This is a genomic window from Ramlibacter sp. MAHUQ-53, from assembly GCF_052600055.1.
The window spans coordinates 1-26,025 of sequence record NZ_JBQWTS010000012.1 but is presented as its reverse complement, the minus strand read 5'-3'; the positions used below and the strand labels follow the sequence as shown (position 1 = coordinate 26,025).

Below are 26,025 nucleotides of genomic sequence, written 5' to 3'. Positions count from 1 at the left end.
CCTCGGACCGCCTCGGACCGCCTCAGACCGCCTCAGACCGCCTCAGACCGCCAGCGGGTCCACGTCCACCGCCCACCGCAGCAACCCGGGCACGCGCAGCCCCTGCAGCACCGGCTGCCAGGCCTGCAGGAACCGCTGCAGCGCCGGCCGCGATCCGCTTTCCACCAGCAGCTGCGCGCGTTCCACGTTGGCCACGCGCTGCACCGCCATCGGCACGGCGGAATACAGCATCACCTGCCCCGTGGGGTCCAGCCCCTCGGCGGCCTCGCGCGCGGCCTCCAGGAAGGCCTGCGCGGCCTCCTGCGTGCGCGCCTCGGCCCGCACCAGCGCCTGGTAGGCGAACGGCGGCATGCCGGCGGCCGTCCGGTCCTTGAGCTGGGCGGCGGCGAAGGCGGGGTAGTCGTGCCGGCGAAGCGCGTCGAACAGCGGGTGCTGCGGGTGCCAGGTCTGCACCCACATCTGGCTGGCGCCGGCCTGCGCCGCGTCGCGTCCGGCCCGTCCTGCCGCCTGCATCAGCAGGGCGAACAGCCGTTCCGGCGCCCGGAAGTCGCTGGAGAACAGCGCGGTGTCGGGGTTGATCGCTGCCACCAGGGTGATGCGGCGGAAGTCGTGGCCCTTGGTGATCATCTGCGTGCCCACCAGCACGTCCACCTCGCCCGCATGCACCTGGGCCAGCTGGGCCTCCAGCGAGCCCTTGCCGCGCGTGGTGTCGGCGTCCATGCGCGCCACCCGCGCCGGCCGGCCGCCCTGCGACAGCAGCTGCGCGATGTGCTCCTCCAGCTGCTCGGTGCCCTTGCCCAGGGGAGCGATGTCCACGTTGCCGCAGCCCGGGCAGGCGCGCGGCACGCGCTCGGTGAAGCCGCAGTGGTGGCAGCGCAAGGTGCGGTCGGCCTTGTGGAAGACGCGGAAGGTACTGCAGTGGGGGCAGTCACTCTTCCAGTCGCAGGCGGTGCAGGCCAGCACCGGCGAGTAGCCGCGCCGGTTCAGGAAGACCAGGGACTGCTCGCCGCGCGCGATGCGCTCCTGGATCGCCTCCACCAGCGCCGGCGCCAGCAGCGTCTTCTTCGGCTGCAGGTTCATGTCCACCAGCCGCACGCGGGGCAGGGCGCCGGCGCCCACCCGCTCGGGCATCTCCAGGCGCTGGTAGCGGCCGGCCTCGCAGGCCTGCCAGCTCTCCAGCGAGGGCGTGGCCGAGCCGAGCAGCACCTGCGCCGGCTCGAGCCGGGCGCGCAGCACCGCCAGGTCGCGCGCGGAGTAGCGGGCCCCCTCCTGCTGCTTGTAGCTGGGGTCGTGCTCCTCGTCGACGACGATCAGCTTCAGGTGCGGCAGCGAGGCGAACACCGCCATGCGCGTGCCCAGCACGATGCGCGCGCTGCCGGCATGCGCCGCCAGCCAGCCCTTGAGGCGCTGCGCCGGCGTGAGGCCGCTGTGCATCGGCACCACCCGGGACTCGCCGAAGCGCTCGGTGAAGCGCGCCATCAGCTGGGGCGTGAGGTTGATCTCCGGCACCATGACCAGGGCCTGGGCCTGCGGGTCGGCCTCCAGCAGGCGCTGCACCGCATGCAGGTAGACCTCGGTCTTGCCGCTGCCGGTGGCGCCGAACAGGAGGAACGGCCCCGGCCCGGCGGCCATGCGCGCCAGGGCGGCCTGCTGCTGCGCGGTGAGGGCCGGCGCCGCCGCCGGCGGCGGCGCCTCGCCAGCCTCGCCGGCGCGGCGCTTGAGGCGGCGGGCCAGCTGGGTCGAGTCCAGGTCGCGCAGCTGCGGGGGCAGGGCGGCCAGGGCCACCTCGCCGACGCCGCGCTGGTAATAGCCGGCGGCGAAGTCCACCAGCCGGCGCCAGGCGGCGGACAGCGGTGCCAGCCCCTCCAGCACCCCGGCGACGGGCTTTTCCGCCACGCCCTCGGGCAGCGGCTCATCGGCCGGGCCATGGTCCCAGACCACGCCCAGCACCTCGCGCCGGCCCAGCGGCACCCGCACCAGGGTGCCCGGCGGCAGGGGCGTTTCGCTGCACCAGCTCAGGGGGCCGCGCAGGCCGCTGTGGGCCGGCGTGGCGACGACGATGGACAGCCGGTGCGCCATGGGAGGGCGGTTCAAGTTAGGTGCGCAACTTCCGTTGAAACATAGGAATCTGCCTTAAGTCGTTGAATCCCAAGGCCTTTTCCAGACGTCCCTGATTTCTGTGGATAACTTTGTTGATAGAGCCCCGGACACCGCCCGGGACCCTAGTGAAATCAAGGGTTTGGCTAGGATGCCCAGAAAAACGGCAGACATCGAAGCCTATATGAATCAACAACTTACGAGGGGTAGATCGTTGGTTGGGGTGACCGGGCGACCGGGAACTATTGCGTGCGTCGGGGCCCGGTTTTTGTGCATAAGTCAAGCCGCCGAGACCCGTTCCGGGGCACTTTGTCGAGTCAGGGAATGCCCCGATGGCGGCTGCGGCCCTCAAGCCTGTACGGACAAGCGCATGCGCCGCGAGTGGCGGTGCACGGCCTCGACCAGGGCGCTCACATGCTCCGGCGGCGTGTGCTGGCTGATGCCATGGCCCAGGTTGAAGATGTGGCTGGGGCCGGTGCCCGGGCCGGTGTGCGGGGCGCCGAAGCTCTCGAGCACGCGGATGGCCTCGGCCTGCACCGTCTCGGGCGGGGCGAACAGCACGTTCGGGTCCAGGTTGCCCTGCAGGGCCTTGGTGTCGCCGACCGCGGCGCGGGCGCGGCCGAGGTTGACCGTCCAGTCCAGGCCGAGCACGTCGCAATCGAGCTTGCCCATTTCCTCCAGCCACAGGCCGCCCCCCTTGGTGAAGACGATGCGCGGGATGGTCGCGCCGTCGTGGGTGCGCTTGAGCTTGGCCAGCACGCGGGCGGTGTAGGCCAGGCTGAACTCCTGGAAGCGCCCGTCCGCCAGCACGCCGCCCCAGCTGTCGAAGATCATCACGGCCTGCGCGCCGGCGTCGATCTGCGCGTTCAGGTAGGTGGCCACCGCGTCGGCGTTCACCGACAGGATTCGGTGCATCAGGTCGGGCCGCGAATACATCATCGTCTTGACCAGGCGATAGTCGTCCGAGCCCGCGCCCTCGACCATGTAGCAGGCCAGTGTCCAGGGGCTGCCGGAGAAGCCGATCAGGGGCACGCGGCCCAGGAGCGCCTGGCGGATCGAGGTGACGGCGTCGAACACGTAGCGCAGCTTGTCCATGTCGGGCACGGCCAGCGCGTTGACCGCGGCCTCGTCGCGCACCGGCGAGGCGAAGCGCGGGCCCTCGCCCAGCGCGAAGCTCAGGCCCAGTCCCATCGCGTCGGGCACGGTGAGGATGTCGGAGAACAGGATGGCCGCGTCCAGCGGGTAGCGGTCCAGCGGCTGCAGCGTGACTTCGGTGGCGTAGTCGACGTTCGTCGCCAGGCCCATGAAGCTGCCGGCCTTGGCGCGCGTCGCGCGGTACTCGGGCAGGTAGCGGCCCGCCTGACGCATCAGCCACAGGGGCGTGTGGTCGGTGGCCTGCCGCAGGCAGGCGCGCAGGAACTGGTCGTTGCGAAGCGGAGCGAAAGTCATCCCGCGATTGTCGCAGGGCGCCATCGCGCGACCTTGCGCTTCGTCACGCCCCGCCCAGCCACATGGGCGCGCCGAAACTCCTTAAGCTGCCGTCCTCCGGTCTCCTCCAAGGAGCGTCCCGTGGACCTGGCGTACCCGCGCCCCCAGCTGCAGCGCGCCGACTGGCTTTCGCTCGACGGCCCCTGGCGCTTTCGCTTCGACGATGCCTGCGCCCTGCGCCACCCCGCCGACATCGACCACTGGCCGCTCGAGATCCTGGTGCCGTTCCCGCCCGAGTCGCGGGCCAGCGGCATCGGCGACACCGGCTTCCACCGCGCCTGCTGGTACCAGCGCGAGTTCACGCTGGCGCCCGACGGTGGCCGCGCGATGCTGCGTTTCGGCGCGGTCGACTACCAGGCACGCGTGTGGGTCAATGGCGCGCTGGCCGCCGTCCACGAGGGCGGTCACACGCCCTTCGGCGCCGACATCACCGACCTGCTCGATCCCGGCGGCCATCAGGTCGTGACCGTGCGCGCCGAGGACGATCCGCACGACCTCACCAAGCCGCGCGGCAAGCAGGACTGGCAGCTCGAGCCGCACGCCCTGTGGTACCCCCGCACCACCGGCATCTGGCAGACGGTGTGGGTGGAGCGTGTGCCGCGCACCTACGTCGACAAGATCCGCTGGACACCGCGGGTGGAGGGCTTCGCCATCGGCTTCGAGGCCCGCGTCGCGGGCGACCTGGCCGGCGACCTCGCGATCGAGCTGCACCTGGCGCTGGAGGGTCGCACGCTGGCCCGCGACCGCTACCGCGTGGTGGACGGCGAGGTCGACCGCTTCATCGTGCTGTCCGACCCCGGCATCGACGACTTCCGCAACGAGCTGCTGTGGAGCCCCGAACGACCGACCCTGATCGATGCCGAGGTGCGCCTGTTCGACGGCGACCGGGTCGTCGACCAGTTCCGTTCGTACACCGCGCTGCGCTCGGTCGGCACGCTGCGTGACCGCTTCATGCTCAATGGCCGGCCCTACCTGCTGCGGCTGGTGCTGGACCAGGGCTACTGGCCCGACACCCTGCTGGCCGCCCCCAGCGACGAGGCGCTGCGTCGCGACGTCGAGCTGGTCAAGGCCATGGGCTTCAACGGCGTGCGCAAGCACCAGAAGATCGAGAACCCGCGCTACCTGTACTGGGCCGACCGGCTCGGCCTGGTGGTGTGGGAGGAGATGCCCTCGGCCTACCGCTTCACCCGCACCGCCATCAAGCGCACCATCCGCGAGTGGGCCGAGGCCATCGACCGCGACTACTCGCATCCCTGCGTGGTGGTGTGGGTGCCGTTCAACGAATCCTGGGGCGTGCCGGACCTGGCCTCGCTCCAGAGCCACCGGCACGCGGTCGAGGCGATGTACCACCTCACGCGCACGCTGGACATGACGCGCCCGGTGATCGGCAACGACGGCTGGGAGTCCAGCGCCACGGACATCATCGGCATCCACGACTACGACGCCAACACCGCGCACATGCGCCAGCGCTATGGCAGCGAGATCGAGCCCGAGCAGCTGTTCGACCGGCGCCGACCGGGCGGCCGCGTCCTCACCCTGGAGGGCTATCCGCACCGCGGGCAGCCGATCATGCTCACCGAGTTCGGCGGTATCGCCTTCGACCCGCAGCCCGGTGCGCGCCGCACCTGGGGCTACACCCGCGCCGGCGATGCCGGCGCCTTCGCCGCGCTGTACGAGGAGCTGCTGGACACGGTGATCCACACCGCGCTGTTCAGCGGCTTCTGCTACACGCAGTTCACCGACACCTTCCAGGAAGCCAACGGCCTGCTCACCGCCGACCGCCAGCCCAAGATCCCGCTGGAGCGGGTGCGGGCCGTCACCAGCCGCTCACGCACCTACATCCCGGGCGGGGTCTGAGCCCGGAGGACGGCGCATGGCGGTGCGCGACTCAGAGCGAGGCGAGCAGGGCGCGCACGTCGCCCGCCGAGAGGATCTCGGAGAGCACCACCGGCGCCCGGCCCGGAACGTGCAGCACGTACACCGGCACGCCGCTGCGCCCCAGGGCGGCCAGTGCGGCGGTGATGGCGGGGTCGCGGCGGGTCCAGTCGGCCCGCAGCAGGGCGACGCGGCGCTGGTCGAGGTCGGCCAGCACCGCCGGGTCGGACAGCGTGGTCTTCTTGTTGTACTGGCAGGTCACGCACCAGGCGGCGGTGAAGTCGACGAACACCGGCCGGCCCTCGGCCTGCAGCGCGCGCACGCGCTCGGCCGACCAGGGCTGCCAGCGCGCGCCCTCGGCGCCTGCGGCGGCGCCCGTGGCCGGCGCCGGCTCGACGCGGGTCACGTACGGCCCCAGGCCCCAGGCCAGCGCGGCGAGGCTGGCGGCGGCGATGGCGCCGACGACCCAGCGCGTGCGCCCGGCCAGGGTGACCGCCCACACGGCCAGCGCCAGCGCCACCAGCAGCGCCAGCAGCGCACCGGCGCCGTCGATGCCGCTTTGCTGGCCCAGCACCCACACCAGCCACACCACGGTGGCGAACATCGGGAAGGCCATGAAGCGGCGGAAGGTGTCCATCCAGGCGCCGGGCCGGGGCAGCAGGCGCGCTGCGGCAGGCACCCAGCTCGCGGCGAGGTAGGGCAGGGCCATGCCGGCGCCCAGGGCGGCGAACACCGTCAGCGCCTGCGCCGCGGGCAAGGCGATCGCCAGGCCCAGCGAGGCGCCCATGAAGGGCGCGGTGCAGGGGGAGGCCACCGCCACCGCCAGCACGCCGGAGAGGAAGGCGTCGGCCACCGGGTGGCGCGCCTGCAGGCCGGCCAGGCGCGAGGGCAGCATCGCGCCGAACTCGAAGACGCCGGCCAGGTTCAGGCCGATCACCGTGAACAGCGCCGCCAGGGTGGCGACCATCGCGGGCGACTGCAGCTGGAAGCCCCAGCCCAGTTGCTCGCCGGCCGCGCGCAGCCCCAGCATCAGCGCGCCCAGCGCGAGGAAGGAGGCCAGCACGCCGGCGGTGTAGGCCAGGCCGGCGAGGCGGTGGCCGCGGGTGTCGCCGGCGTGGCGGGCGAAGCCCACCACCTTGATCGCCAGCACCGGGAACACGCAGGGCATGAGGTTCAGGATCAGCCCGCCCACCAGGGCGCCGAGCAGGGCGGCGAGCAGCGAGGGCGGCGGACCCGCCGGGGTGGCCGCCGCATTGCGCGCGAGGGCCTCCTGCAGCGCGGGCGAGACGCCGGCCGCCTGGGCCACCGGCGGCCAGGCGCCGGCGACCGCCAGCTCGGTGCGCCAGGCGCGCGCGCCGTCGGCCACCACCACGGCCAGCCGCCCGGGGCTGTCGGCGCGCATCGGCGAGAGCGGGAGGTCGGCCGTCCAGGCGGCGCCCTGCCAGGCCTGGGTCCAGGCGCCGGCCGGTTCGACGATGGCGTTGGCCTCGGGGTAGACCTCGAGCCTGCGGCCCTGCGCGTCGGCCGGCAGGCCGGGCACCGTGACCTTCAGCCGGCCGCCCTCGACTCGCGCGGCGCCGGCGGCGGCGAGGGCCCGGGGGCGCGCGTCCCAGGCGGCCTGGAAGGCGGCCGCCTGCAGCGCGGTGCTGCCACGCAGCGGCACCCTGAGGGCGAACTCGCCCTCTTCGGGGATGCACTCCTTGCGGCACACCAGCCAGCTGGCCTTGAGCCTCACCTCCAGGTCCTGCGCCAGCGGGGCGGGGCGGAAGCCGGCGTCCACCGTCACCGGCACGGGCAGCAGCACGGTGCCCTCGTAGCCATAGTTGGCGAGGTTGCCGATCGGGATCTTCTTCGGCGTGGGCCAGTCGATCTCGCCCGCAGCCAGCCCTGGCGGCAGGGTCCACTGCAGCGAGGTTGCCAGGCCGGAGTCGCCGGGATTCTTCCAGTAGGTGTGCCACTCGGGCTGGTGGGCGATGCGCAGGCCCAGCCACAGGGGCTTGCCGGGGGCCACGCCCTCGGGCGCATGGGCCACCAGCTCGGCGCGCACCCGCTCGGTCGTCACCTCGGACCGGGCGAGGCCCTGGGCCGCCGCGGGCCCGGCCCACGCGCCCAGGCCGGCGAGGAGTGCGGCCAGCATGAAACGGATCAACGTCATGGGCGGGATTGTCCCCGCTCGTGCGACGTGCCGCCGGGTGACGCCCGGCTGACGGCAGCCCGCCCCGGGGCTTTCGGCGCAGGCGGCGGCGCCTTATCCTCCGCGCCCGGCGAAAAAGAGGTCTTTGGTTCTACCGTGTGTCGTCGGCGCCCGCGCAGACCCCACACGCACCTTCCGCAGAGGACGCCATGAAAACCACCCCCACGCCCCCGACGCAAGCCAACGCTCCCGCCTCGTCTTCCTCCACCACCACCACTTCGACTCCCCGGGTCTCGCCGCAAGTTCGCGTCGGCGGCCCCTCGGCGGGCGGGTCCTCGCCCGCCCTTCCTCCTGCCCTTGCCGGTGCCCGGGTCTCGCAGGCCGAGGCCCCGTCCAGCTGGTTCAGGACCCTGGCCCGCGCGGCCGCCACGTTCGCGAACGACCTGGAGGACATGCTGTTCCCCGTCCACCTGCTGCGCGCTTGCGGGGCGCAGCCGCTGACGCCGGCCCGGCCGGCCTGCGGGGATGGCAAGTCGGTCACGGCGGCGCCGGAGGTCCGGCGGGGCGGGGCCGCGGTCGCGGCCAGGAAGCAGCTGGCCACCTGGTGTGCCAAGAACCCGGCCGCCTCCCTCGGGGACCGCGCCGCCCTGTTCACCGATGCCAAGACCCAGGGCCTGCGCGATACCGTTGCCCGGGTGATTCACGCCGATTGCGGCGAGACGCTGCGCGCCATCGCCCACCGCTGCGTGGCGGCCGTGGCCGGGCCGGCGAAGGCCGCGGCCGAGAAAAACAGGCCCCTGTCGAAGGGCGCGCTCCAGAACCTGCTCGTGCAAGCCTTCCGCGCCGGATTCGGGGAGGTCGCGCAGAAAGGCATCGGCTCACCCGAGCTCTGGAAGTTCATGCTGGACGTGAGCACCCAGGTCAGAAAATGGGAGTCGCGCACCGGCCGCGGCGACATGGCGGCCGCCCACGTGGTGCCCAATCTCCTGATGGCGGCCGGCCTGGCCGCTGCCGCCCGTGACCTGGCCGCCTCCGCCTCGCCAGCGGAAAGGCGGCTCTACGAGACCCTGGTGGAACTCACGCCCGCACTGGCGGGCGCCACCCACGTGATGGAAGACCCGACGGTCGAAATGCAGGCCGCTCTCGAGGTCACCCATGCCTCATCCGACGTGATGGCGTACTGCGCTCGCCTGCTGGTCGCCGCCGACGTCGAGGAGCGGCGCAAGCTGGGCGACTCCAAGGCCCAGGGTGGGGCCCGGCCGGAGGCGGCTGCTGGCCAGCCGGGTCGGCCTGGCACCCCGTCCACGACCCTGGAGCACCCGGAGCCCTCCCGGACGGATTTCCTGACCTCGGCCGCCGCCGAGCTCGACGACTGACCCTTCACGCCGGCAGCGGCAGCGCGGTCTTGTAGCGAACCTGCTTGAGCGCGAAGCTGGAGCGGATCTTCTCCACCCCCGGGATGGGGGTGAGCTGGTTCAGGATCAGGCGCTCGAGCGCCCCCATGTCGGCGATGGCGACCCGGATCAGGTAGTCGCTGTCACCCGTCATCAGGTAGCACTCCATCACTTCCTCCAGCTCCCCGATGCGGCGCTCGAACTCCGCCAGCGCCGCCTTCGACTGCTCCTTCAGGCTGATCGAGATGAACACCGACAGCCCCAGCCCCAGCGCCTTCGGGTCGGCCAGTGCCACGTAGCGCTGGATCACGCCGGCCGCCTCGAGCGCCTTGACCCGCGCCAGGCAGGGCGAGGGCGACAGGTGGACCCGCCGGGCCAGCTCCACGTTGGTGAGGGAGCTGTCGTCCTGGAGCTGGGCCAGGATTCTGAGGTCTATCGTGTCGAGTTGCATTCGGTGCTGCGTGAGGTCTGTTTCTTGGCAGTTTATGCTGCCAAAGGCGTCTGTCGGGCTCATTTCGGAATGGAATTTTCCGGCGCCTTGCCTACAGTGCCTAGGCACTGGAGCCCGTTTCATGACCGACCACAGCATCGCCCGCTTCCTCGCCGCCCCGGGGACCGACATCGACCCCGCCGAGACCGCCGAATGGCGTGACGCCTTCCTCGCCCTGGTCGCCACCGAAGGCCCCGAACGGGCCCGCTTCATCCTCGACCAGCTCGCCATCCTGGCCCGCGACCCGCGCGTGGGCTGGTCCCCCGAGCTGGTCACGCCCTACGTCAACACCATTCCCGTGGACAAGCAGCCGGTCTTCCCCGGCGACCTCGCCATCGAGGAGCGGCTGGCCTCCCTCATGCGCTGGAACGCGCTGGCCATGGTGGCGCGGGCCAATGCCGCCTACGGCGAGCTGGGCGGCCACATCGCCAGCTACGCCAGCGCGGCGGACCTGTTCGAGGTCGGCTTCAACCACTTCTTCCGCGCCCGCAACGCGCAGCAGGGGGGCGACCTGGTCTTCTTCCAGCCGCACAGCGCGCCCGGCGTCTATGCCCGCGCCTTCATGGAAGGCCGCCTCACCGAGAACGACCTGGCCCACTACCGCCAGGAGATCACCGCCCCCGCCGCCGGCGCGCGCGGCCTCTCCAGCTACCCGCACCCGTGGCTGATGCCGGACTTCTGGCAGTTCCCCACCGGCTCGATGGGCATCGGCCCCATCAGCTCCATCTACCAGGCCCGCTTCATGCGGTACCTCACCCACCGCAACCTGTTGAACTGCGAAGGCCGCAAGGTCTGGGGCGTGTTCGGCGACGGCGAGATGGACGAGCCCGAGAGCATGAGCGCCCTCACCCTGGCCTCGCGCGAGAAGCTGGACAACCTGGTCTGGGTGGTGAACTGCAACCTGCAGCGCCTCGACGGCCCGGTCCGCGGCAACGGCCGCATCGTCGACGAGCTCGAGAAACTGTTCCGCGGCGCCGGCTGGAACGTCATCAAGCTGCTCTGGGGCAGCGACTGGGACGGCCTGTTCGCCCGCGATGCCGACGGCGCCCTGGTGCGCGCCTTCGCCGACACGGTGGACGGCCAGATGCAGACCTTCGCCGCCAAGGACGGCCGCTTCAACCGCGACCACTTCTTCAACCAGAACGAGGCCCTCGCCCGCCTGGCCCAGGGCATGACGGACGAACAGATCGACCGCCTCAAGCGCGGCGGCCATGACCTGGTGAAGGTGCATGCTGCCTACGCCGCGGCCGCGGCCCACCGGGGCCAGCCCACCGTGATCCTGGCCCACACCAAGAAGGGCTACGGCATGGGCACGGCCGGCCAGGGCCGCATGACCACCCACAGCCAGAAGAAGCTGGACGAGGCCGCCCTGATCGAATTCCGCAACCGCTTCAACCTGCCCCTCACCGACGCCCAGGCCGTGGGCCTGGAGTTCGCCAAGCCCGCCGAGGGCAGCCCCGAGGCGACCTACCTGCATGCGCGCCGCGCCGAACTCGGCGGCTACCTGCCGCAGCGCCACACCGAGTGCCCGCAGCTGCCGGTGCCCGAGGTCGCCAGCTACGCGCAGTTCGCGCTGCAGGCCGACGGCAAGGAAATGTCCACCACCATGGCCTTCGTGCGCCTCCTGGGCAACCTGCTGAAGGACAAGGCGCTCGGCCCGCGCATCGTCCCCATCGTCGCCGACGAGGCTCGCACCTTCGGCATGGCCAACCTGTTCAAGCAGGTCGGCATCTATTCGAGCGTCGGCCAGCGCTACGAGCCCGAGGACATCGGCTCGGTGCTCTCGTACCGCGAAGCCCTCGACGGCCAGATCCTGGAGGAGGGCATCAGCGAGGCCGGCGCCATCGCCAGCTGGACGGCCGCCGCCACCAGCTACAGCGTGCACGGCGTGCCGATGCTGCCGTTCTACATCTACTACTCGATGTTCGGCTTCCAGCGCATCGGCGATGCGATCTGGGCCGCCGCCGACCAGCGCGCCCGCGGCTTCCTGCTCGGCGCCACTTCGGGCCGCACCACGCTGGGCGGCGAGGGCCTGCAGCACCAGGACGGCAGCAGCCACCTGGTGGCCGCCACCATCCCGAACTGCAAGGCCTACGACCCGGCCTTCGCCGGCGAGATGGCGGTGCTGGTGGACCAGGGCATGCGCGAGATGCTGGTGGAGCAGCAGGACGTCTTCTACTACCTCACGCTGATGAACGAGAACTACGCGCAACCCGACCTCCCGGCCGGCGCGCGCGAGGGCGTGATCCGCGGCGCCTACCGCTTCGCCACCTACGGCGAGGGCGCGCCGCGCATCACGCTCCTGGGCTCGGGCGCCATCCTCACCGAGGTGATCCAGGCGGCGCAGCAGCTCGCCGCCGAGGGCATCGCCAGCGAGGTGGTCAGCGTCACCAGCTGGAGCGAGCTGGCGCGTGACGGCATCCACTGCGAGCAGCGCGCGATCCGCGGCGAGGCCCGCACCACGCCCTGGATCCGCTCGCTGCTGGCGGGCGGCCAGGGACCCATCGTCGCCGCCACCGACTACGTGCGCGCCGTGCCCGAGCAGGTGCGCGCCCACCTGCCGGAGGGCCGCCGCTTCCTCACCCTGGGCACCGACGGCTTCGGCCGCAGCGACACGCGCGCCGCGCTGCGCGCCTTCTTCGGGGTGGATGCCGCGCACATCGCCCGCGCCGCGCGCCACACCCTCGCCGCCTGATCCCCTCTCTTCCCGGCCCTCCCGCGCGGGGAAGGGCCGGGGCGGGGGCCGGGCGCGCCCGCCCGGCCCGAGGCACTAAGATCCGCCCCATGCCCACCCGCACCCGCTTCTGGTCCGACCTCACCACCCGCGAGTTCGCGCAGCGCCAGTCCAGCGGCGTGGCCGGGCGCACCGTCGCCGTGCTGCCCGTGGCCGCCACCGAGCAGCATGGACCGCACCTGCCGGTGAGCGTGGACCAGACCCTGGTCGACGGCATCGTCGCCGCCTGCCTGCCGCACCTGCCCGCGGACCTCGAGGCGCTGTTCCTGCCCACGCAGGCGGTGGGACGCAGCCCCGAGCACATTCGCTTCCCGGGCACCCTCACGCTCTCGGCCGAAACCCTGATCCGCCTGTGGACCGAGATCGGCGAGTCGGTGGCGCGCGCCGGCGTGCGCAAGCTGGTGCTGCTCAACTCGCACGGCGGCCAGGTCAGCGTGATGGACATCGTCGCGCGCGACCTGCGCACCCGCTGCGACCTGATCGTCTACAGCGTCAACTGGTACGACCTGCCGCTGGGGGACGACATCAACGCCCTGTTCCCGCCGGGCGAGCACCGCTTCGGCATCCACGGCGGCGACATCGAGACCTCGATGATGCTGGCGCTGCGTGCGCAGCACGTGGACATGACCCGCGCCCAGGACTTCCGCTCCACCTCGCAGGACCGCGCCGCCACCTACGCCATCCTCGGCAACGGCCGCAGCGCCAAGCTCGGTTGGCAGATGCAGGACTACAACCCGCAGGGCGCCGCCGGCAATGCCGCCGCCGCCAGCGCGGACAAGGGCCGCGCCGTGGTCCAGGCCGCGGGCCGGGCCTTCGCGCAGCTGCTGCAGGAGGTGGCGCAGCTGCCGCTGTCCACCCTCAGCGACCGTCCGCAGTTCCCCGACTGAGCGCCCCGCGGGGCTTCGCCGGTCGCTGGCTGGGCGCCCGCCCCGTCCTACGCCAGCTTGCGAGGCCGGGAGGCCGGGATCCGCGCCCGGCGTGCCTAGAGTGGCGCGGTTGCCAGCGAAGGAGCGCACGATGACTGCAGTCGCCGATGTCATGACCCGGGGGGTTCGCAGCATGAGCCCCGACGACACCCTGGTGAAGGCCGCCCAGGCCATGGAGGAACTCAACGTGGGCGCGATCCCGGTGTGCGACGGCGACCGGCTCGTGGGCATGGTCACCGACCGCGACATCGTCGTACGCGGCGTGGCCCAGGACCTGGACCTCAGGAACTGCCGCCTCTCCGAGATCATGAGCGGGCATGTGCGCACCGTGCGCGAAAGCGACGAGGTCAACGACGTGCTGTCCGAGATGGCCAGCTGCCAGATCCGGCGCATGCCGGTGGTGGACGCGCAGGACCACCTGGTCGGCATCATTTCGCTGGGTGACATTGCCACCAAGAGCCCGGGCGAGCAGGGCGACGTCGCCCTGTCCCTGGGCGACATCTCCACGCCGGCCGAGCCTGACCGCTCGCACCAGTCGCAGGCCAGCGGGTCGCAGGGCGGCGGGTCCTCCAGGTCACAGACGCAGTCGGGTTGACGCGTCGGTCGGCGCGGGGCTGGCCCGGCTCCTGCTTGTCCGTGGCAAGACAAGCAGGTACCCCCGAGCCCCCGATGACCCCGAAAGAACCGAAGCCGCCGCTTCCCCCCTTCACCGCCGAGACCGCCGCGCGCAAGGTGCGCATGGCGGAGGACGCATGGAACTCCCGCGACCCGGCCCGGGTGGTGCAGGTCTACACCGAGGACACCCGCTGGCGCAATCGCGCCGAATTCCCGGCGGGCCGCGAGCAGGTTCGCCAGTTCCTCGAGCGCAAATGGGCCCGGGAGCTGGACTACCGCCTGATCAAGGAGCTGTGGGCCTTCACCGGCAACCGCATCGCGGTGCGCTTCGCCTACGAGTGGCATGACGACTCCGGCCAGTGGTTCCGCAGCTATGGCAACGAGAACTGGGAGTTCGATGCCGACGGCTTGATGCAGCGCCGCTTCGCCAGCATCAACGACCTGCCGATCGCCGCCGGGGAGCGCCTGTTCCACTGGCCGCTCGGCCGCCGGCCCGACGACCATCCCGGCCTCGGCGACCTGGGGCTGTGACGGTCATGCCCGCGACCTTGCAGGTCTCGCAGGCCGCGCCGCCCGCGTCCGTGGCCGACCCGCTGTGGCAGCACCAGCTCGGGCTGCTGCTCGCGTCCACCGGGGAGGGCATCTTCGGCATCGACCTGGGCGGGCACTGCATGTTCATCAACCGCGCCGCCGCCGAGATGCTGGGGTGGGAGGCGCCGCAGGTGCTCGGTCGCAACATGCACGACCTCACCCACCACTCGCACGAGGACGGCTCCCCGTACCTCGATACCGACTGCCCCATCTTCAACGCTTTTCGCCGCGGCCTGCCCTGTCGCATCGACACCGAGGTGTTCTGGCGCCGTGACGGCACGGCGTTCCCGGTGGAGTACTCCAGCTACCCCATCCTCGACGGCGAGGAGGTACGCGGCGCCGTCATCACCTTCGTCGACATCACCGACCGCAAGCGCGCCGCCGACGCCCTGCACCGCGCCAAGGCCGAACTCGAGCAGCGCGTGGCCGAGCGCACGCGCGAGCTGTCGCAGGCCCTGGCCCGCCAGCGCGAACTGGCTGCCTGGTCGGAGTCGGTGCGGGAGGAGGAGCGCACCCGCATCGCGCGCGAGGTGCACGACGAACTGGGCAGCCTGCTGGTGGCCCTCAAGATGGACGTGAACTGGCTGGACAAGCGCCTGGCCGAGCTCGGCGACGGCGAGCCGCAGCTGCGCCTGCGCTGCAAGTGCCAGCGCATGGGGCGGCTGATCGAGGACGCCGTCGACAACGTGGGACGCATCATCACCGACCTGCGCCCCAGCATCCTCGACCACCAGGGCCTGTGGGCCGCGCTCGAGTGGCAGGCCCACGAGTTCGTGCAGTCCGCCGAGCTCGCCCTGGACTGGGCCATGCCCGAGGCCGCCGGCTTGCCCGACCTTCCCGAGCCGCAGGCGATGGCGGTGTTCCGTATCTTCCAGGAGATGCTCAGTAACGTCGGCCGGCATGCGCAGGCGCGCCGCGTCGCCATCACGATCGCCGTCGGCGAGGCCTTGCGCATCACCGTGCGCGACGACGGCCGCGGCGCGCCGCCCGAGGCCTTCGAGGCGGCCACCGCCTATGGCGTCATGGGCATGCGCGAGCGCGCCGGCCACTTCGGTGGCCGCCTGGCCATCGACAGCGCGCCCGGCCGGGGCGCCGCCTTCACCCTCACCATGCCCCTGACCCATGACTGACCCGATCCGCGTCCTCATCGGCGACGACCACCGCATCGTGCGCGAAGGCCTCAAGCAGCTGTTGTCCGACGCGCCCGAGGTGGTGGTGCGGGCCGAGGCCATCGATGGCAACCAGGTCCTCGCCGAGGTCGCCACCCTGGGCGGCCCCGAGGGGCTGGACATCGTGCTGCTGGACATCGCCCTGCCCGGTCGCGACGGCCTCGACGTCCTGCAGGCGCTGCGCCGGGAGTGGCCGCGCCTGCCGGTGCTGATGCTCTCCACCTACCCCGAGCGCCAGTACGCGGTGCGCTGCATCAAGCTGGGAGCGGCCGGCTACCTCAATAAGAGCGCCGATGCCGACGACATGGTCGCGGCCGTGCGCAAGGTGGCGGCTGGCGGCGTGTACGTGACGCCAGCCACTGCCGAGGCCCTGGCCACCGCGGTGGGCAGCGCAGGCACCCGGTTGGGGCCCGAGGCGCTCTCGCACCGTGAGCATCAAGTATTCAGGCTCCTCATTTCGGGGCATACCGTGAGCGAAATCGGTGCGCAGCTCCAGCTGGCGCCCAACACGGTGAGCACCTACCGCGCGCGCATCCTGGAAAAGACCGGCACCAAGAACGACGTGGAGCTGGCGCTGTACGCCGAAAGGCATGGCCGCACCGCCGGCGTGTAGGGCCGCCCCTACACGCCCTCGACGCGGCGTCGACGATCTGCATCTGCCTGGCCTGGGCGGGCCCGAACAGGCTTGGCGCTTGCAAGGCATCGGCATCTTCAAGAGAGGAGGTGCCCACGATGCCCGAACACCACGATGCCTACGATGCCGACCGCCCCCTGATGCTGCGCTGCGCCTGCGGCCAGGACCATGCGCCCGGCGAGCATGACGCCGCCACCCGCGCGGCCCTGAGCGAGGAGGAGGCCTCGCGCAACTTCATCGAGGCCGCCCTCGTCAAGGCGCTGTTCCCGGTGGACAGCGTGCGCCGCGGCTTCCTCAAGGCCGTGGGCGCAGGCACCGCGCGGGCGGCCATTGCCTCGGTGCTGCCGGTGGCCTCGCTGCAGGCCATGGCGCAGGACAAGGGCACGCCCGAGAAGCGGGACCTGAAGGTGGGCTTCATCGCCATCACCTGCGCCTCGCCGCTGATCATGGCCGACCCCCTGGGCTTCTACAAAAAGGAAGGCCTCAACGTCCAGTTGATGAAGACCGCGGGCTGGGCCCTGATCCGCGACAAGATGATCAACAAGGAGCATGACGCGAGCCACTTCCTCTCGCCCATGCCGATCGCCATGAGCATGGGCCTGGGCTCGAGCCAGGTGCCGATGAATGTGGCCAGCATCCAGAACACCAACGGCCAGGCGATCACGCTGCACGTCAAGCACAAGGACAAGCGCGACCCGAAGCAGTGGAAGGGCCTGAAGTTCGCCGTGCCCTTCGAGTACAGCATGCACAACTTCCTGCTGCGGTACTACCTGGCGGAGAACGGCCTGAACCCCGACACCGACGTCCAGATCCGCGTGACCCCGCCGCCGGAGATGGTGGCCAACCTGCGCGCCGGCAACATCGACGGCTTCCTCGGCCCGGACCCGTTCAACCAGCGCGCGGTGTACGACGAGGTCGGCTTCATCCACATCCTGTCCAAGGAGATCTGGGACGGCCACCCGTGCTGCGCCTTCGGCGTGAGCGACGAGTTCATCAAGCAGAACCCGAACAGCTTCGCCGCCCTGTACCGCGCGGTGCTCACCGCCTCCCACATGGCCAGCCAGCCCAAGGACCGCGAGCTGATCGCCAAGGTGATCGCGCCGGCCCAGTACCTGAACCAGCCCGAGGCGGTGTTGAACCAGGTCCTCACCGGCAAGTTCGCCGACGGCCTGGGCAACATCCGCAACGTGCCCGATCGCGCCAACTTCGACCCGGTGCCCTGGCAAAGCATGGCGGTGTGGATGCTCACGCAGATGAAGCGCTGGGGCTACATCAAGGGCGACGTCAACTACCGGCAGATCGCCGAGAAGATCTTCCTGCTCACCGACGCCAAGAAGTACATGGCCCAGGCCGGCTTCAAGCCGCCGGAGGGCGCCTACCGCAAGTTCAAGGTCATGGGCCGCGAGTTCGATCCGGCCAAGCCCGAGGACTACGTCAAGAGCTTCCCGATCCACAAGATGGCCTGACGCATGAAGACGCTGAAATTCAAGGCCACCCTGGTCTCGCTGCTGCTGCTCGCGGCCCTCCTGGGGATCTGGCATGTGGCGACCCTGCCGGCCGGCGGCTCCGCCGCCAGCACCGCGGGCATGACGGCCGAACAGGTCGAGTACCTGAAGATGATGGGCAAGGACCCGGGGGCGCAGAAGTCCACCGGCTTTCCCACCGTCGGCCAGGTCGCGGTCGCCATCGGCAAGCAGCTGGCCGACCCGTTCTACGACAACGGCCCCAATGACAAGGGCATCGCCATCCAGCTGGGGCACTCGCTGGGCCGCGTCGGCCTGGGCTTCCTGTGCGCGGTGCTGGTGGCCGTGCCGCTGGGCTTCGTGATCGGCATGTCGCCGCTGCTGCATCGCGCGCTCGACCCCTTCATCCAGGTGCTCAAGCCGATCTCGCCGCTGGCGTGGATGCCGCTGGCGCTCTACACGATCAAGGACTCGTCCATCTCCGGCGTGTTCGTGATCTTCATCTGCTCGGTGTGGCCGATGTTGATCAACACCGCCTTCGGCGTGGCCTCGGTCAAGCGCGAGTGGCTGAACGTGGCCCGCACGCTGGAGGTCACGCCCCTGCGCAAGGCCTTCCTGGTGATCCTGCCGGCCGCGGCGCCCACCATCCTCACCGGCATGCGCATCTCCATGGGCATCGCCTGGCTGGTGATCGTGGCCGCCGAGATGCTGGTGGGCGGCACGGGCATCGGCTACTTCGTCTGGAACGAGTGGAACAACCTGTCGCTGACCCACGTGATCTTCGCCGTCCTGGTGATCGGCGTGGTCGGGATGCTGCTGGACCTGGCGTTTGCACGCCTGCAGAAGTGGGTGACCTATGTGGAGTGAAGAACGCATGAACCAAGCCGCGCCTGCCGCCCCGGCGTCCGCGCCGGCCTTCCTCAAGATCGAGGGCCTGGCCAAGACCTATGTCCCGGGCAAGCCGGTGTTCTCCGGCGTCTCCTTCGACATCGCCCGCGGCGAGTTCGTCTGCATCATCGGCCACTCGGGCTGCGGCAAGACCACCATCCTGAACGTCCTCGCCGGCCTCGACGAGGCCAGCGAAGGCCTGGTCTTCATGGACGGCCGCGAAGTCTCCGGCCCCAGCCTGGAGCGCGGCGTCGTCTTCCAGGGCCATGCCCTGATGCCCTGGCTCACGGTGCGCCGCAACGTCGCCTTCGCGGTGCAATCGCGCTGGCCCGAATGGACCCGCGAGCAGGTCGATGCCCAGGTGGAGAAGTTCGTGTCCATGGTCGGCCTGCCCCACGCCATCGACAAGAAGCCCTCGCAGCTGTCCGGCGGCATGAAGCAGCGTGTGGGCATCGCCCGGGCCTTCTCCATCCAGCCGAAGATGCTGCTGCTCGACGAGCCTTTCGGCGCGCTGGACGCCCTCACGCGCGGCACGATCCAGGACGAGCTCATGGCCATCGTGCGCGAGACCCAGCAGACCGTCTTCATGATCACGCACGACGTGGACGAGGCCATCCTCCTGGCCGACCGCATCGTCCTCATGACCAATGGCGCCGAAACCGCCGGCGGCTATGTCCCCGGCGGCATCGCCGAGATCGTCGCCAACCCGCTGCCGCGCGAGCGCACCCGCGCGGGCCTGCACCACCTGCCCGGCTACTACGAGCTGCGCAATCACATCGTCGATTTCCTCGTCTCCCGCGCCCGCGCGGGCGGCGGCCACTGAAAAACAACCAAGGAGCCAACGCACATGAACCGCAACGACATCACTGAAAAGATCATCGCCACCAAGGTGTCCAAGGGCATCACGTGGGAGTCCGTGGCCAAGAAGGTCGGCCAGTCCAAGGAGTGGACCACCGCCCTGTGCCTGGGCCAGATGACCGCCACCGCCGCCCAGGCCAAGGTCCTGGGCAAGATCTTCGGCCTCACCGCCGACGAGCAGAAGTGGCTGCAGGTCGTCCCCTACAAGGGCTCGCTGCCCACGCAGGTGCCGACCGACCCGCTGATCTACCGCTGGTACGAGATCGTCAGCGTCTACGGCACCACCATCAAGGAGCTGATTCACGAGGAGTTCGGCGACGGCATCATGAGTGCGATCGACTTCTCCATGGACATCGTGCGCCAGCCCGATCCGAAGGGCGACCGCGTCAACGTGGTCCTCTCGGGCAAGTTCCTCCCGTACAAGACCTATTGAGCGTCGCGTCCCCGCATGCCGGGATAATCCTGGCATGCGCATCGAGACCCTCCAGCAACGCCTGCGCGCCCTCCAGGCGCTGCCGCGCCACGAGCAGCGCGTGCTGCGCCTGTGGTCGCAGGCCCTGCCGCAGGACCAGGGCGCGCGGCGGCTGGAGACCTTCATGCCGCGGCCGCTGCTCGAGGCGCTCCCGGACATCGAGCGCGAGCTCGAGGGGCTGGCCCGCATCCAGTCCATCCACCCTGGCAGCGACGGCTCCGAGCGCCTGCTCGTGGCGCTGGCCGACGGCCAGGCCGTCGAGAGCGTGCTGCTGCCCCGCGACGGCCTGTGCGTGTCGACCCAGGTGGGCTGCGCTGTCGGCTGCGTCTTCTGCATGACGGGCCGCGAGGGCCTGGTGCGCCAGGTCGGCAGCGCCGAGATCGTGGCCCAGGTCGCCCTGGCGCGGCGCCGGCGGCCGGTGAAGAAGGTGGTCTTCATGGGCATGGGCGAGCCCGCCCACAACCTGGACAACGTGCTCGAGGCCATCGACCTGCTCGGCACCGTCGGCAACATCGGCCACAAGAGCCTGGTCTTTTCCACCGTGGGCGACGAGCGCGTGTTCGAGCGCCTGCCGCAGGGACGGGTGAAGCCGGCGCTGGCGCTGTCCCTGCACACCACCAAGGCCGACCTGCGCGCCGAGATCCTGCCGCGCGCCCCGCGCATCGACCCGCGGGACCTGGTGGAGGCCGGCGAGCGCTACGCGCGCGCCACCGGCTACCCGATCCAGTACCAGTGGACGCTGATCGAGGGCCTGAACGACGGCGACGATGAACTCGACGCCATCGTGCAGCTGCTGAAGGGGAAGTACGCGGTGATGAACATGATCCCGTTCAACACCGTCGAGGGGCTCGATTTCCAGCGCCCCTCGTGGGAGAAGGCCGCCGCCATCGCCCGCCACCTCCATCGGCGCGGCGTGCTGACCAAGCTGAGGCAGTCGGCCGGCCAGGATGTCGAGGGGGGCTGCGGCCAATTGCGGGCCCGCGCGGCGCGGCCGGCGGGCCGGGTCATCCCGGTGCTGCCTGCGGCGCCCGCCGCAGGCTGACCGGGGGCGCCAGCCTCAGCGGCTGCCGCCGGACTTCGTCGAGCGGTTGTTCTGGCTGCGGGCCTGGCCGCCCTTGCGGCCCGCCTCGCGGGCCTCCTCGGAACTGAACTCGTGGGCCGTGCCCTTCTCGTGGGCCGCGCGGCCGCCCTGGCTGGCGATCTCGCGCTGGCGTTGCGGGTCCATCGAGGCGAAGCCGCGGTTCGAGCCGCCCTTGCTGCTGCCGGGGTTGGATGCCATGGTCGGTACTCCTTGGGAAATGCGAAGAGAAGAATCCATGGCCAGCACCGTGCTGACCATGAAGGCATTGAGTGCTTCGCTCCCCCTGGCGCTCGTCAGGTGGGAAACCAGAGCCTTGTAGGACGAAGGCGCTTGCCTACACGGGCTCGAGTTGCGCGGCGCGCAGGCGTTGCAGCAGCGGGCCGGCTTCGGGCGGCAGGGCCACGCTGCGGTCGTCCGCGCGCAGGCTCTCGAGCAGGCGGCCGATCGCGGTGGCATGGGGCAGCACCGGGCCCAGGAAGCGGGCCTGGTCGCCATGCGCGATCAGCAGCGTCGGGAAGGTTTCGATGTCGACGTCCCCCACCGCGTCGGCCTCGTCCTCGATGTCGACCCACGCGAACGACACGCCCGGGTGCAGTTTGGCCTCGGCGGCGAGGTCCCCGCGCCAGCCGCGGCAGGTGCCGCACCAGTCGGCGCACAGGCAGATCACCTGCCAGTCGCCCGCGGGCGCTTGGGACTTCTCGGTGGCGTGGTGCGTGGTCATGGGTCAGGCCGCAGTGTAGCGGGGGCTCAGGCGGCGCCCGGTGAACCCGCGGCGCCCGGGTCGCTCCAAGGCCTGCCCCACCCCGTCAAGAAGGAGCCGCCATGGCCCGTCGCTACGCCCCACTGGCCCAGCACAAGGTCGAGGAAAACATGCACGAGTTCAAGCGCGGCACGCTGCGAAGCGGCACCGGCGCGAAGGTCACGAACCCCAGGCAGGCCGTGGCCATCGGCCTGTCCGAGGCGCGCAAGGCCGGCGCCAAGGTGCCGCCCGGCCCCGGCAAGCCGCAGGCGCCCAGCCGCCCGCGGACGCCGCGCTGAACGGCCGCTCAGAGCTGCCCGCTCAGAGCCGTACCTGGCCCTCGACGCAGGTCACCGAGTCGCCGCCGACCCAGATCGTGCCGGTGGCGGCGTCTCGGACCACGTGCACGCGCCCGGCGCGTCCCAGCGCCGTGCCCTGGCTCGCCACGTACTGCGCCGGCGCCAGCCCGGCGCCGATCAGCCACTGCGCCATCGCGGCATTCAGGCTGCCGGTCACCGGGTCCTCGGCGATGCCGCCGTGGCCGGGGAAGAAGGCCCGTACCTCGAACGCGCAGTCGCCGTCGTCGCGCGGGGCGACCACGCCGACCTTGCCGCGCGGTCCTGCCACGCCCACGAACAGGCCGGCCAGCACCCCGCCGTCCGGCTTGAGCGCCAGCACCTGCCCGGACGATCGCAGCATCACGCCGCGCCATCCCGGGCCGTTGTCGCACCAGGCGTGGTGCAGGATGTCCGAGCGGGCCACGCCGAGGCCGCGGGCCACCAGGTCCAGGTCGGCCTCGTCCAGCGGGCCGCCGCGCACCAGGGGCGGCGCTGCGAACGCGAGCCGCGCGCCGTCACGGCGCAGCCGGACCAGGCCGACGCCGCACTCCTGCACCACGTACTCGCCCTTCGGCTTGCCGCCGGCCTGCAGCCAGGCGTGGCAGCTGCCGAGGGTGGGGTGGCCGGCGAAGGGCAGCTCTCGCCCGGGGCAGAAGATGCGAAGCCGGTAGTCGGCCTCGGGGTGCGTGGGCGGCAGCACGAACGTGGCCTCGGACAGGTTCGTCCAGTCGGTGAAGCGCTGCATCTCCTCGGTCGACAGGCCGGTGCCATCGAGTACGACGGCCACCGGATTGCCGAGGAACGGGGTCGGCGTGAATACGTCGACCTGCTGGAAGGGGCGAAGGCGCATGGGAGTCCTGCGAGGGGGCGGAGGGCGGGGTCAGACCTGGAGCATCCAGGCCGCCGTGACGACCAGCACCACGGCCAGCACGCGGTTGAACCACAGCAGGCGCCGGCCCTGTGCGAGCCAGGTCCGCAGCAGCGAGCCCGCCAGCGCGTAGGTGAAGTTGCTGCCGAAGGCGTACAGCACCATGAAGGCCGCGACGATCGCCAGGCGCTCCCCCGGGTTGCCCGCGGGCTGCCCGCCGGCGTTGATCACCCAACCCGCGGTCAGCGTCAGCGCCAGCATCCACGCCTTGATATTCACGAACTGCAGCAGCACGCCCTGGCCGAAGGTCACGTGCAGCTTGTGCGCGTCCACCTGCGAGAGCGTCGCCTGGCGTGCCAGGTTGCGGGCGAGCCAGAGCATGTAGCCCACGCCGGCCAGCTTCACGCCCCAGCGCAGCGCCGGCACGCCGGTGACGACCGCGCCCAGGCCCAGCCCGCAGGCCAGGATCAACAGCGCCCAGCCCGTGGGCACGGCCAGGCAGAAGCGCAGGGCGCGGCGCAGGCCGAAGTTGGCGGCCAGCGCGGTGGACAGGGTGGTGTTGGGGCCGGGCGAGAAGGTCATCGCCGAACAGAACACCAGCAGCGCGGTCAGTTCACTGGCATTCATGGATGCGGGCGGGAGGGCGGGGCATGCGCCGCACTGTAGCGGCTCATCGCACCGGCCCGCCTCGGGGGAAGCCCCGGCCGGCCGGGGCAGGGGGGACTGCGGAAGTCGTCAGAGCGCGCCGAGCGCCTCCCAGCGCTCGAGGGCGGCCATGAGCTGGTCCTCGATCTCGGCGCTGCGTGTGGCGAGTTGCGCTGCGCGAGCGCCATCGGTGCTGTAGAGGCTGCCGTCGGCGAGGAGGTCGGTGATCGACTGCTGCTCCTTCTCCAGCGACTCGATCAGGGCCGGCAGGCCCTCGAGTTCACGCTGCTCCTTGTAGCTCAATTTGCGCTTCGCGCCCGGAGCCGCCGAGGTCGCCGCGACCGGGGTCGGTGCCGGCGCGGCGGCCTTGGGGGCGGGCGCCGCGGCCTGGGCAGCCAGGGCCTGGGCGCGGCGCGACTGCGTCAGCCAGTCTTGCACGCCGCCTTCATATTCGCGCCAGCGGCCGTCGCCTTCGAAGGCAATGGTGCTGGTCACCACGTTGTCCAGGAAGCTGCGGTCATGGCTCACGAGGAACACGGTGCCGGCGTAGGTCTGGAGCAGTTCCTCCAGCAGTTCCAGGGTGTCGATGTCCAGGTCGTTCGTGGGTTCGTCCAGCACCAGCACGTTGGCCGGCCGGGCGAACAGGCGCGCCAGCAGCAGGCGGTTGCGTTCACCGCCCGAGAGCGAGCGCACCGGCGAGGCCGCGCGCGCCGGCGAGAACAGGAAGTCGCCCAGGTAGCTCTTGACGTGCTTGCGCTGGTCGCCGATCTCGATCCACTCGCTGCCGGGGCTGATGAAATCTTCCAGCGTCGCGTCCAGGTCCAGCGCGTTGCGCATCTGGTCGAAGTAGGCGACCTGCAGGTTGGCGCCCTGGCGCACCTGGCCCCGGTCCGGCGCCAGCTCGCCCAGGATCATCTTCAGCAGCGTGGTCTTGCCCGCGCCGTTCGGGCCGATCAGGCCCACCTTGTCCCCGCGCAGGATGGTGGCCGTGAAGCCCCGCACGATGGTCCGGTCGCCGAAGGACTTGGAGACATCGGTCAGTTCGGCCACGATCTTTCCGCTCGGAAGCCCGGAGGCCACGTCCAGCTTCACCCGGCCCAGCGCCTCGCGGCGGGCGGCGCGGCTGCGGCGCAACTGCTCCAGCCGGTTGATGCGGCCCTGCGCCCGCGTGCGGCGCGCCTCGACCCCGCGGCGGACCCAGACTTCCTCCTGCGCCAGCAGCTTGTCCGCCTTGGCATTGATCACGGCCTCCTGGGCCAGCTGCTCCTCCTTCAGCGTCTGGTAGCGGCTGAAGTTGCCGGGGTAGGAGCGCAGCTGCCCCCGGTCGAGTTCGACGATCCGCGTGGCGACGCGATCCAGGAACGCCCGGTCGTGGGTGATGGTGACCACGCTGCCCTTGAAATCCAGCAGCAGGTCCTCCAGCCACTCGATGGCGTCCAGGTCCAGGTGGTTGGTGGGCTCGTCCAGCAGCAGCACGTCGGGTCGCGTCACCAGCGCCTGGGCCAATGCCACCCGCTTGCGGGTACCGCCCGAGAGCGTGCCGATGCGCGCCTGGCCGTCGAGGCGCAGCCGGTGCAGGGTTTCCTCCACCCGCTGCTGCCAGTTCCAGCCGTCCTGGGCCTCGATCTGGCGCTGCAGGCTGTCCAGGTCGCCCTGGCCGTGGGTGTACTGCTCGATCAGCGCCAGGACGGGTGCGACGCCCGCGCGGACGGATTCGAAGACGGACGCCTCAGGGTCCAGGTCCGGCTCCTGCGCGACGTAGGCGATCCGCAGGCCTTGCTGGAGCTGCAGCAGCCCGTCGTCCGGCTTTTCGAGCCCCCCCAGGATCTTGAGCAGCGAGGACTTGCCGGCGCCGTTGCGCCCGATGAGCCCCACGCGTTCGCTGGTCTCCAGGGCGAAGTCAGCGTGATCCAGCAGTGGCACATGGCCGAAAGCGAGCTGGGCATTGGAAAGAGTCAGGAGAGCCATGCGGACGCACAAAAAGAGAGGCGGAGTAGGTTATCATCGCGCCCCCTCAGGAACTTCCTGACGGCCGGATCGTCACAATCGATCGCCTGCGGCAACCCTTCTCATGGAGATGTGGGAGCCGCCACTTGAAAAGCGAGAAGTTGCCAGCACTTCCAGTGCCGGGATCCAGCCCGAAAGTTGTGTCATAATCGAGGGCTTCGCTGATTGCGGCGCTTGTTTCCAAGGAGGCGGCGCTGCGGGTGGTGGAGGAAGTCCCTGACTTCTGGGTGGCTCGAAGAAATCTTCAGAAATTTTCGAGTTGCTCGCCGAAGATGAAAAATTCGGTATAGAATCGAGGGCTTCGCTGATCACGGCGCTGAGTTGGAAACGACGAGGCGAACGAGGTTGGCGAGTAGCGAGTCTGGTCGGTAGCGACGAGGCAAGCGACGAAGAAAAGTTTGCCGGTTCTTAAAAAATCGTGCTAGAATTCAAGGCTTCGCTGATCGCAGCGAAGGCGGCAAGAAAGAAGCGGGTTGCTTTGATTTTGCGAAGTGTTCGTTAACAACACACAGCCGATAA

Annotated in this window: 23 protein-coding genes; 14 read left to right on the top strand and 9 right to left on the bottom strand. The window is 70.8% G+C overall.

The features are described 5' to 3' along the window. Positions 1 to 42: 42 nt before the first annotated feature. Together ACT80S_RS16715 and hemE are read right to left on the bottom strand one after the other, a co-directional pair. On the bottom strand, positions 43 to 2,079 hold the full coding sequence (locus ACT80S_RS16715) for a primosomal protein N' (protein ID WP_377418036.1): 2,037 nt from the start codon (positions 2,077 to 2,079) through the stop codon (positions 43 to 45). 366 nt (positions 2,080 to 2,445) lie between these two features. Beyond that, entirely contained in the window at positions 2,446 to 3,546 is a 1,101-nt protein-coding gene (hemE, locus tag ACT80S_RS16710) for a uroporphyrinogen decarboxylase (RefSeq protein WP_377417913.1), read from the bottom strand. A gap of 120 nt (positions 3,547 to 3,666) precedes the next feature. Between hemE and ACT80S_RS16705 the strand changes: the two genes are divergently transcribed. After that, positions 3,667 to 5,442: a glycoside hydrolase family 2 TIM barrel-domain containing protein gene (locus ACT80S_RS16705; protein WP_377417911.1), complete on the top strand. Its 1,776-nt coding sequence runs from the start codon at positions 3,667 to 3,669 to the stop codon at positions 5,440 to 5,442. Positions 5,443 to 5,473: 31 nt separating this feature from the next. On the opposite strand, the gene ACT80S_RS16700 is transcribed toward ACT80S_RS16705, so the two are convergent. Continuing rightward, positions 5,474 to 7,615 (bottom strand): protein-disulfide reductase DsbD family protein, encoded by a 2,142-nt coding sequence (locus ACT80S_RS16700; RefSeq protein ID WP_377417909.1) that lies wholly within the window; start codon positions 7,613 to 7,615, stop codon positions 5,474 to 5,476. A 188-nt stretch (positions 7,616 to 7,803) separates the two neighbouring features. Here ACT80S_RS16700 and ACT80S_RS16695 point away from each other — a divergent pair, with 188 nt between their 5' ends. Then, a complete protein-coding gene (locus ACT80S_RS16695; RefSeq protein ID WP_377417908.1) occupies positions 7,804 to 8,970 on the top strand; it encodes a hypothetical protein in 1,167 nt (388 codons plus the stop codon). Positions 8,971 to 8,974: 4 nt separating this feature from the next. Here ACT80S_RS16695 and ACT80S_RS16690 read toward each other — a convergent pair whose 3' ends face one another. After that, positions 8,975 to 9,439: an Lrp/AsnC family transcriptional regulator gene (locus tag ACT80S_RS16690; protein ID WP_377417906.1), complete on the bottom strand. Its 465-nt coding sequence runs from the start codon at positions 9,437 to 9,439 to the stop codon at positions 8,975 to 8,977. A gap of 121 nt (positions 9,440 to 9,560) precedes the next feature. Here ACT80S_RS16690 and mdeB point away from each other — a divergent pair, with 121 nt between their 5' ends. From mdeB to ACT80S_RS16635, 11 genes are all read left to right on the top strand, one after another. Continuing rightward, on the top strand, positions 9,561 to 12,173 hold the full coding sequence (gene mdeB, locus ACT80S_RS16685; RefSeq protein ID WP_377417904.1) for an alpha-ketoglutarate dehydrogenase: 2,613 nt from the start codon (positions 9,561 to 9,563) through the stop codon (positions 12,171 to 12,173). An 89-nt stretch (positions 12,174 to 12,262) separates the two neighbouring features. Further along, a complete protein-coding gene (locus tag ACT80S_RS16680) occupies positions 12,263 to 13,099 on the top strand; it encodes a creatininase family protein (protein WP_377417902.1) in 837 nt (278 codons plus the stop codon). A gap of 130 nt (positions 13,100 to 13,229) precedes the next feature. Beyond that, the gene (locus ACT80S_RS16675) at positions 13,230 to 13,733 is read left to right on the top strand and encodes a CBS domain-containing protein (protein ID WP_377417900.1); all 504 of its coding nucleotides are present in this window, start codon (positions 13,230 to 13,232) and stop codon (positions 13,731 to 13,733) included. Between the two features lie 74 nt (positions 13,734 to 13,807). Next, on the top strand, positions 13,808 to 14,284 hold the full coding sequence (locus ACT80S_RS16670) for a nuclear transport factor 2 family protein (protein ID WP_377417898.1): 477 nt from the start codon (positions 13,808 to 13,810) through the stop codon (positions 14,282 to 14,284). A 5-nt stretch (positions 14,285 to 14,289) separates the two neighbouring features. Further along, entirely contained in the window at positions 14,290 to 15,474 is a 1,185-nt protein-coding gene (locus ACT80S_RS16665) for a sensor histidine kinase (protein ID WP_377417894.1), read from the top strand. Next, positions 15,467 to 16,126: a response regulator gene (locus ACT80S_RS16660; RefSeq protein ID WP_377417892.1), complete on the top strand. Its 660-nt coding sequence runs from the start codon at positions 15,467 to 15,469 to the stop codon at positions 16,124 to 16,126. Before ACT80S_RS16665 ends, ACT80S_RS16660 begins: the two co-directional genes overlap by 8 nt. A gap of 119 nt (positions 16,127 to 16,245) precedes the next feature. Continuing rightward, positions 16,246 to 17,613, top strand: coding sequence for a CmpA/NrtA family ABC transporter substrate-binding protein (locus ACT80S_RS16655; RefSeq protein ID WP_377417890.1), 1,368 nt, complete (start codon positions 16,246 to 16,248; stop codon positions 17,611 to 17,613). A 3-nt stretch (positions 17,614 to 17,616) separates the two neighbouring features. Next, positions 17,617 to 18,477, top strand: a complete 861-nt coding sequence (gene ntrB / locus ACT80S_RS16650) for a nitrate ABC transporter permease (RefSeq protein WP_377417888.1) — start codon at positions 17,617 to 17,619, stop codon at positions 18,475 to 18,477. Next, positions 18,467 to 19,321, top strand: coding sequence for an ABC transporter ATP-binding protein (locus ACT80S_RS16645; protein WP_377417886.1), 855 nt, complete (start codon positions 18,467 to 18,469; stop codon positions 19,319 to 19,321). The genes ntrB and ACT80S_RS16645 overlap by 11 nt, the downstream gene beginning before the upstream one ends. 24 nt (positions 19,322 to 19,345) lie before the next feature. Beyond that, complete coding sequence (gene cynS / locus ACT80S_RS16640) at positions 19,346 to 19,789, top strand: cyanase (RefSeq protein WP_377417884.1); 444 nt, start codon at positions 19,346 to 19,348, stop codon at positions 19,787 to 19,789. 34 nt (positions 19,790 to 19,823) lie between these two features. Beyond that, a complete protein-coding gene (locus tag ACT80S_RS16635; RefSeq protein WP_377417882.1) occupies positions 19,824 to 20,870 on the top strand; it encodes an RNA methyltransferase in 1,047 nt (348 codons plus the stop codon). Positions 20,871 to 20,885: 15 nt separating this feature from the next. Here ACT80S_RS16635 and ACT80S_RS16630 read toward each other — a convergent pair whose 3' ends face one another. Next, a complete protein-coding gene (locus ACT80S_RS16630; protein WP_377417880.1) occupies positions 20,886 to 21,107 on the bottom strand; it encodes a KGG domain-containing protein in 222 nt (73 codons plus the stop codon). 136 nt (positions 21,108 to 21,243) lie between these two features. Further along, on the bottom strand, positions 21,244 to 21,630 hold the full coding sequence (locus ACT80S_RS16625; RefSeq protein WP_377417878.1) for a thioredoxin family protein: 387 nt from the start codon (positions 21,628 to 21,630) through the stop codon (positions 21,244 to 21,246). A 101-nt stretch (positions 21,631 to 21,731) separates the two neighbouring features. On the opposite strand from ACT80S_RS16625, the gene ACT80S_RS16620 reads away from it, so the two are divergent. Beyond that, positions 21,732 to 21,947 carry a DUF6496 domain-containing protein gene (locus ACT80S_RS16620; RefSeq protein ID WP_377417876.1) on the top strand — a complete coding sequence of 72 codons (216 nt, stop codon included), beginning with the start codon at positions 21,732 to 21,734 and terminating at the stop codon, positions 21,945 to 21,947. 22 nt (positions 21,948 to 21,969) lie between these two features. Here the strand turns inward: ACT80S_RS16620 and ACT80S_RS16615 are convergent, their stop codons facing one another. From ACT80S_RS16615 to ACT80S_RS16605, 3 genes are all read right to left on the bottom strand, one after another. Beyond that, the gene (locus ACT80S_RS16615) at positions 21,970 to 22,836 is read right to left on the bottom strand and encodes a PhzF family phenazine biosynthesis protein (protein WP_377417874.1); all 867 of its coding nucleotides are present in this window, start codon (positions 22,834 to 22,836) and stop codon (positions 21,970 to 21,972) included. Between the two features lie 30 nt (positions 22,837 to 22,866). Further along, positions 22,867 to 23,481, bottom strand: coding sequence for a LysE family translocator (locus ACT80S_RS16610; RefSeq protein ID WP_377417872.1), 615 nt, complete (start codon positions 23,479 to 23,481; stop codon positions 22,867 to 22,869). A gap of 108 nt (positions 23,482 to 23,589) precedes the next feature. Then, positions 23,590 to 25,467 (bottom strand): ABC-F family ATP-binding cassette domain-containing protein, encoded by a 1,878-nt coding sequence (locus tag ACT80S_RS16605; RefSeq protein WP_377417870.1) that lies wholly within the window; start codon positions 25,465 to 25,467, stop codon positions 23,590 to 23,592. Positions 25,468 to 26,025: the final 558 nt, after the last annotated feature.

Excerpts from the sequence above, each read along its gene's own strand:
- ACT80S_RS16715 (WP_377418036.1), bottom strand. The coding sequence starts at position 2,079 with ATGGCGCACCGGCTGTCCATCGTCGTCGCCACGCCGGCCCACAGCGGC.
- hemE (WP_377417913.1), bottom strand. The coding sequence starts at position 3,546 with ATGACTTTCGCTCCGCTTCGCAACGACCAGTTCCTGCGCGCCTGCCTG.
- ACT80S_RS16700 (WP_377417909.1), bottom strand. The coding sequence starts at position 7,615 with ATGACGTTGATCCGTTTCATGCTGGCCGCACTCCTCGCCGGCCTGGGC.
- ACT80S_RS16695 (WP_377417908.1), top strand. The coding sequence starts at position 7,804 with ATGAAAACCACCCCCACGCCCCCGACGCAAGCCAACGCTCCCGCCTCG.
- ACT80S_RS16690 (WP_377417906.1), bottom strand. The coding sequence starts at position 9,439 with ATGCAACTCGACACGATAGACCTCAGAATCCTGGCCCAGCTCCAGGAC.
- mdeB (WP_377417904.1), top strand. The coding sequence starts at position 9,561 with ATGACCGACCACAGCATCGCCCGCTTCCTCGCCGCCCCGGGGACCGAC.
- ACT80S_RS16680 (WP_377417902.1), top strand. The coding sequence starts at position 12,263 with ATGCCCACCCGCACCCGCTTCTGGTCCGACCTCACCACCCGCGAGTTC.
- ACT80S_RS16675 (WP_377417900.1), top strand. The coding sequence starts at position 13,230 with ATGACTGCAGTCGCCGATGTCATGACCCGGGGGGTTCGCAGCATGAGC.
- ACT80S_RS16670 (WP_377417898.1), top strand. The coding sequence starts at position 13,808 with ATGACCCCGAAAGAACCGAAGCCGCCGCTTCCCCCCTTCACCGCCGAG.
- ACT80S_RS16665 (WP_377417894.1), top strand. The coding sequence starts at position 14,290 with ATGCCCGCGACCTTGCAGGTCTCGCAGGCCGCGCCGCCCGCGTCCGTG.
- ACT80S_RS16660 (WP_377417892.1), top strand. The coding sequence starts at position 15,467 with ATGACTGACCCGATCCGCGTCCTCATCGGCGACGACCACCGCATCGTG.
- ACT80S_RS16655 (WP_377417890.1), top strand. The coding sequence starts at position 16,246 with ATGCCCGAACACCACGATGCCTACGATGCCGACCGCCCCCTGATGCTG.
- ntrB (WP_377417888.1), top strand. The coding sequence starts at position 17,617 with ATGAAGACGCTGAAATTCAAGGCCACCCTGGTCTCGCTGCTGCTGCTC.
- ACT80S_RS16645 (WP_377417886.1), top strand. The coding sequence starts at position 18,467 with ATGTGGAGTGAAGAACGCATGAACCAAGCCGCGCCTGCCGCCCCGGCG.
- cynS (WP_377417884.1), top strand. The coding sequence starts at position 19,346 with ATGAACCGCAACGACATCACTGAAAAGATCATCGCCACCAAGGTGTCC.
- ACT80S_RS16635 (WP_377417882.1), top strand. The coding sequence starts at position 19,824 with ATGCGCATCGAGACCCTCCAGCAACGCCTGCGCGCCCTCCAGGCGCTG.
- ACT80S_RS16630 (WP_377417880.1), bottom strand. The coding sequence starts at position 21,107 with ATGGCATCCAACCCCGGCAGCAGCAAGGGCGGCTCGAACCGCGGCTTC.
- ACT80S_RS16625 (WP_377417878.1), bottom strand. The coding sequence starts at position 21,630 with ATGACCACGCACCACGCCACCGAGAAGTCCCAAGCGCCCGCGGGCGAC.
- ACT80S_RS16620 (WP_377417876.1), top strand. The coding sequence starts at position 21,732 with ATGGCCCGTCGCTACGCCCCACTGGCCCAGCACAAGGTCGAGGAAAAC.
- ACT80S_RS16615 (WP_377417874.1), bottom strand. The coding sequence starts at position 22,836 with ATGCGCCTTCGCCCCTTCCAGCAGGTCGACGTATTCACGCCGACCCCG.
- ACT80S_RS16610 (WP_377417872.1), bottom strand. The coding sequence starts at position 23,481 with ATGAATGCCAGTGAACTGACCGCGCTGCTGGTGTTCTGTTCGGCGATG.
- ACT80S_RS16605 (WP_377417870.1), bottom strand. The coding sequence starts at position 25,467 with ATGGCTCTCCTGACTCTTTCCAATGCCCAGCTCGCTTTCGGCCATGTG.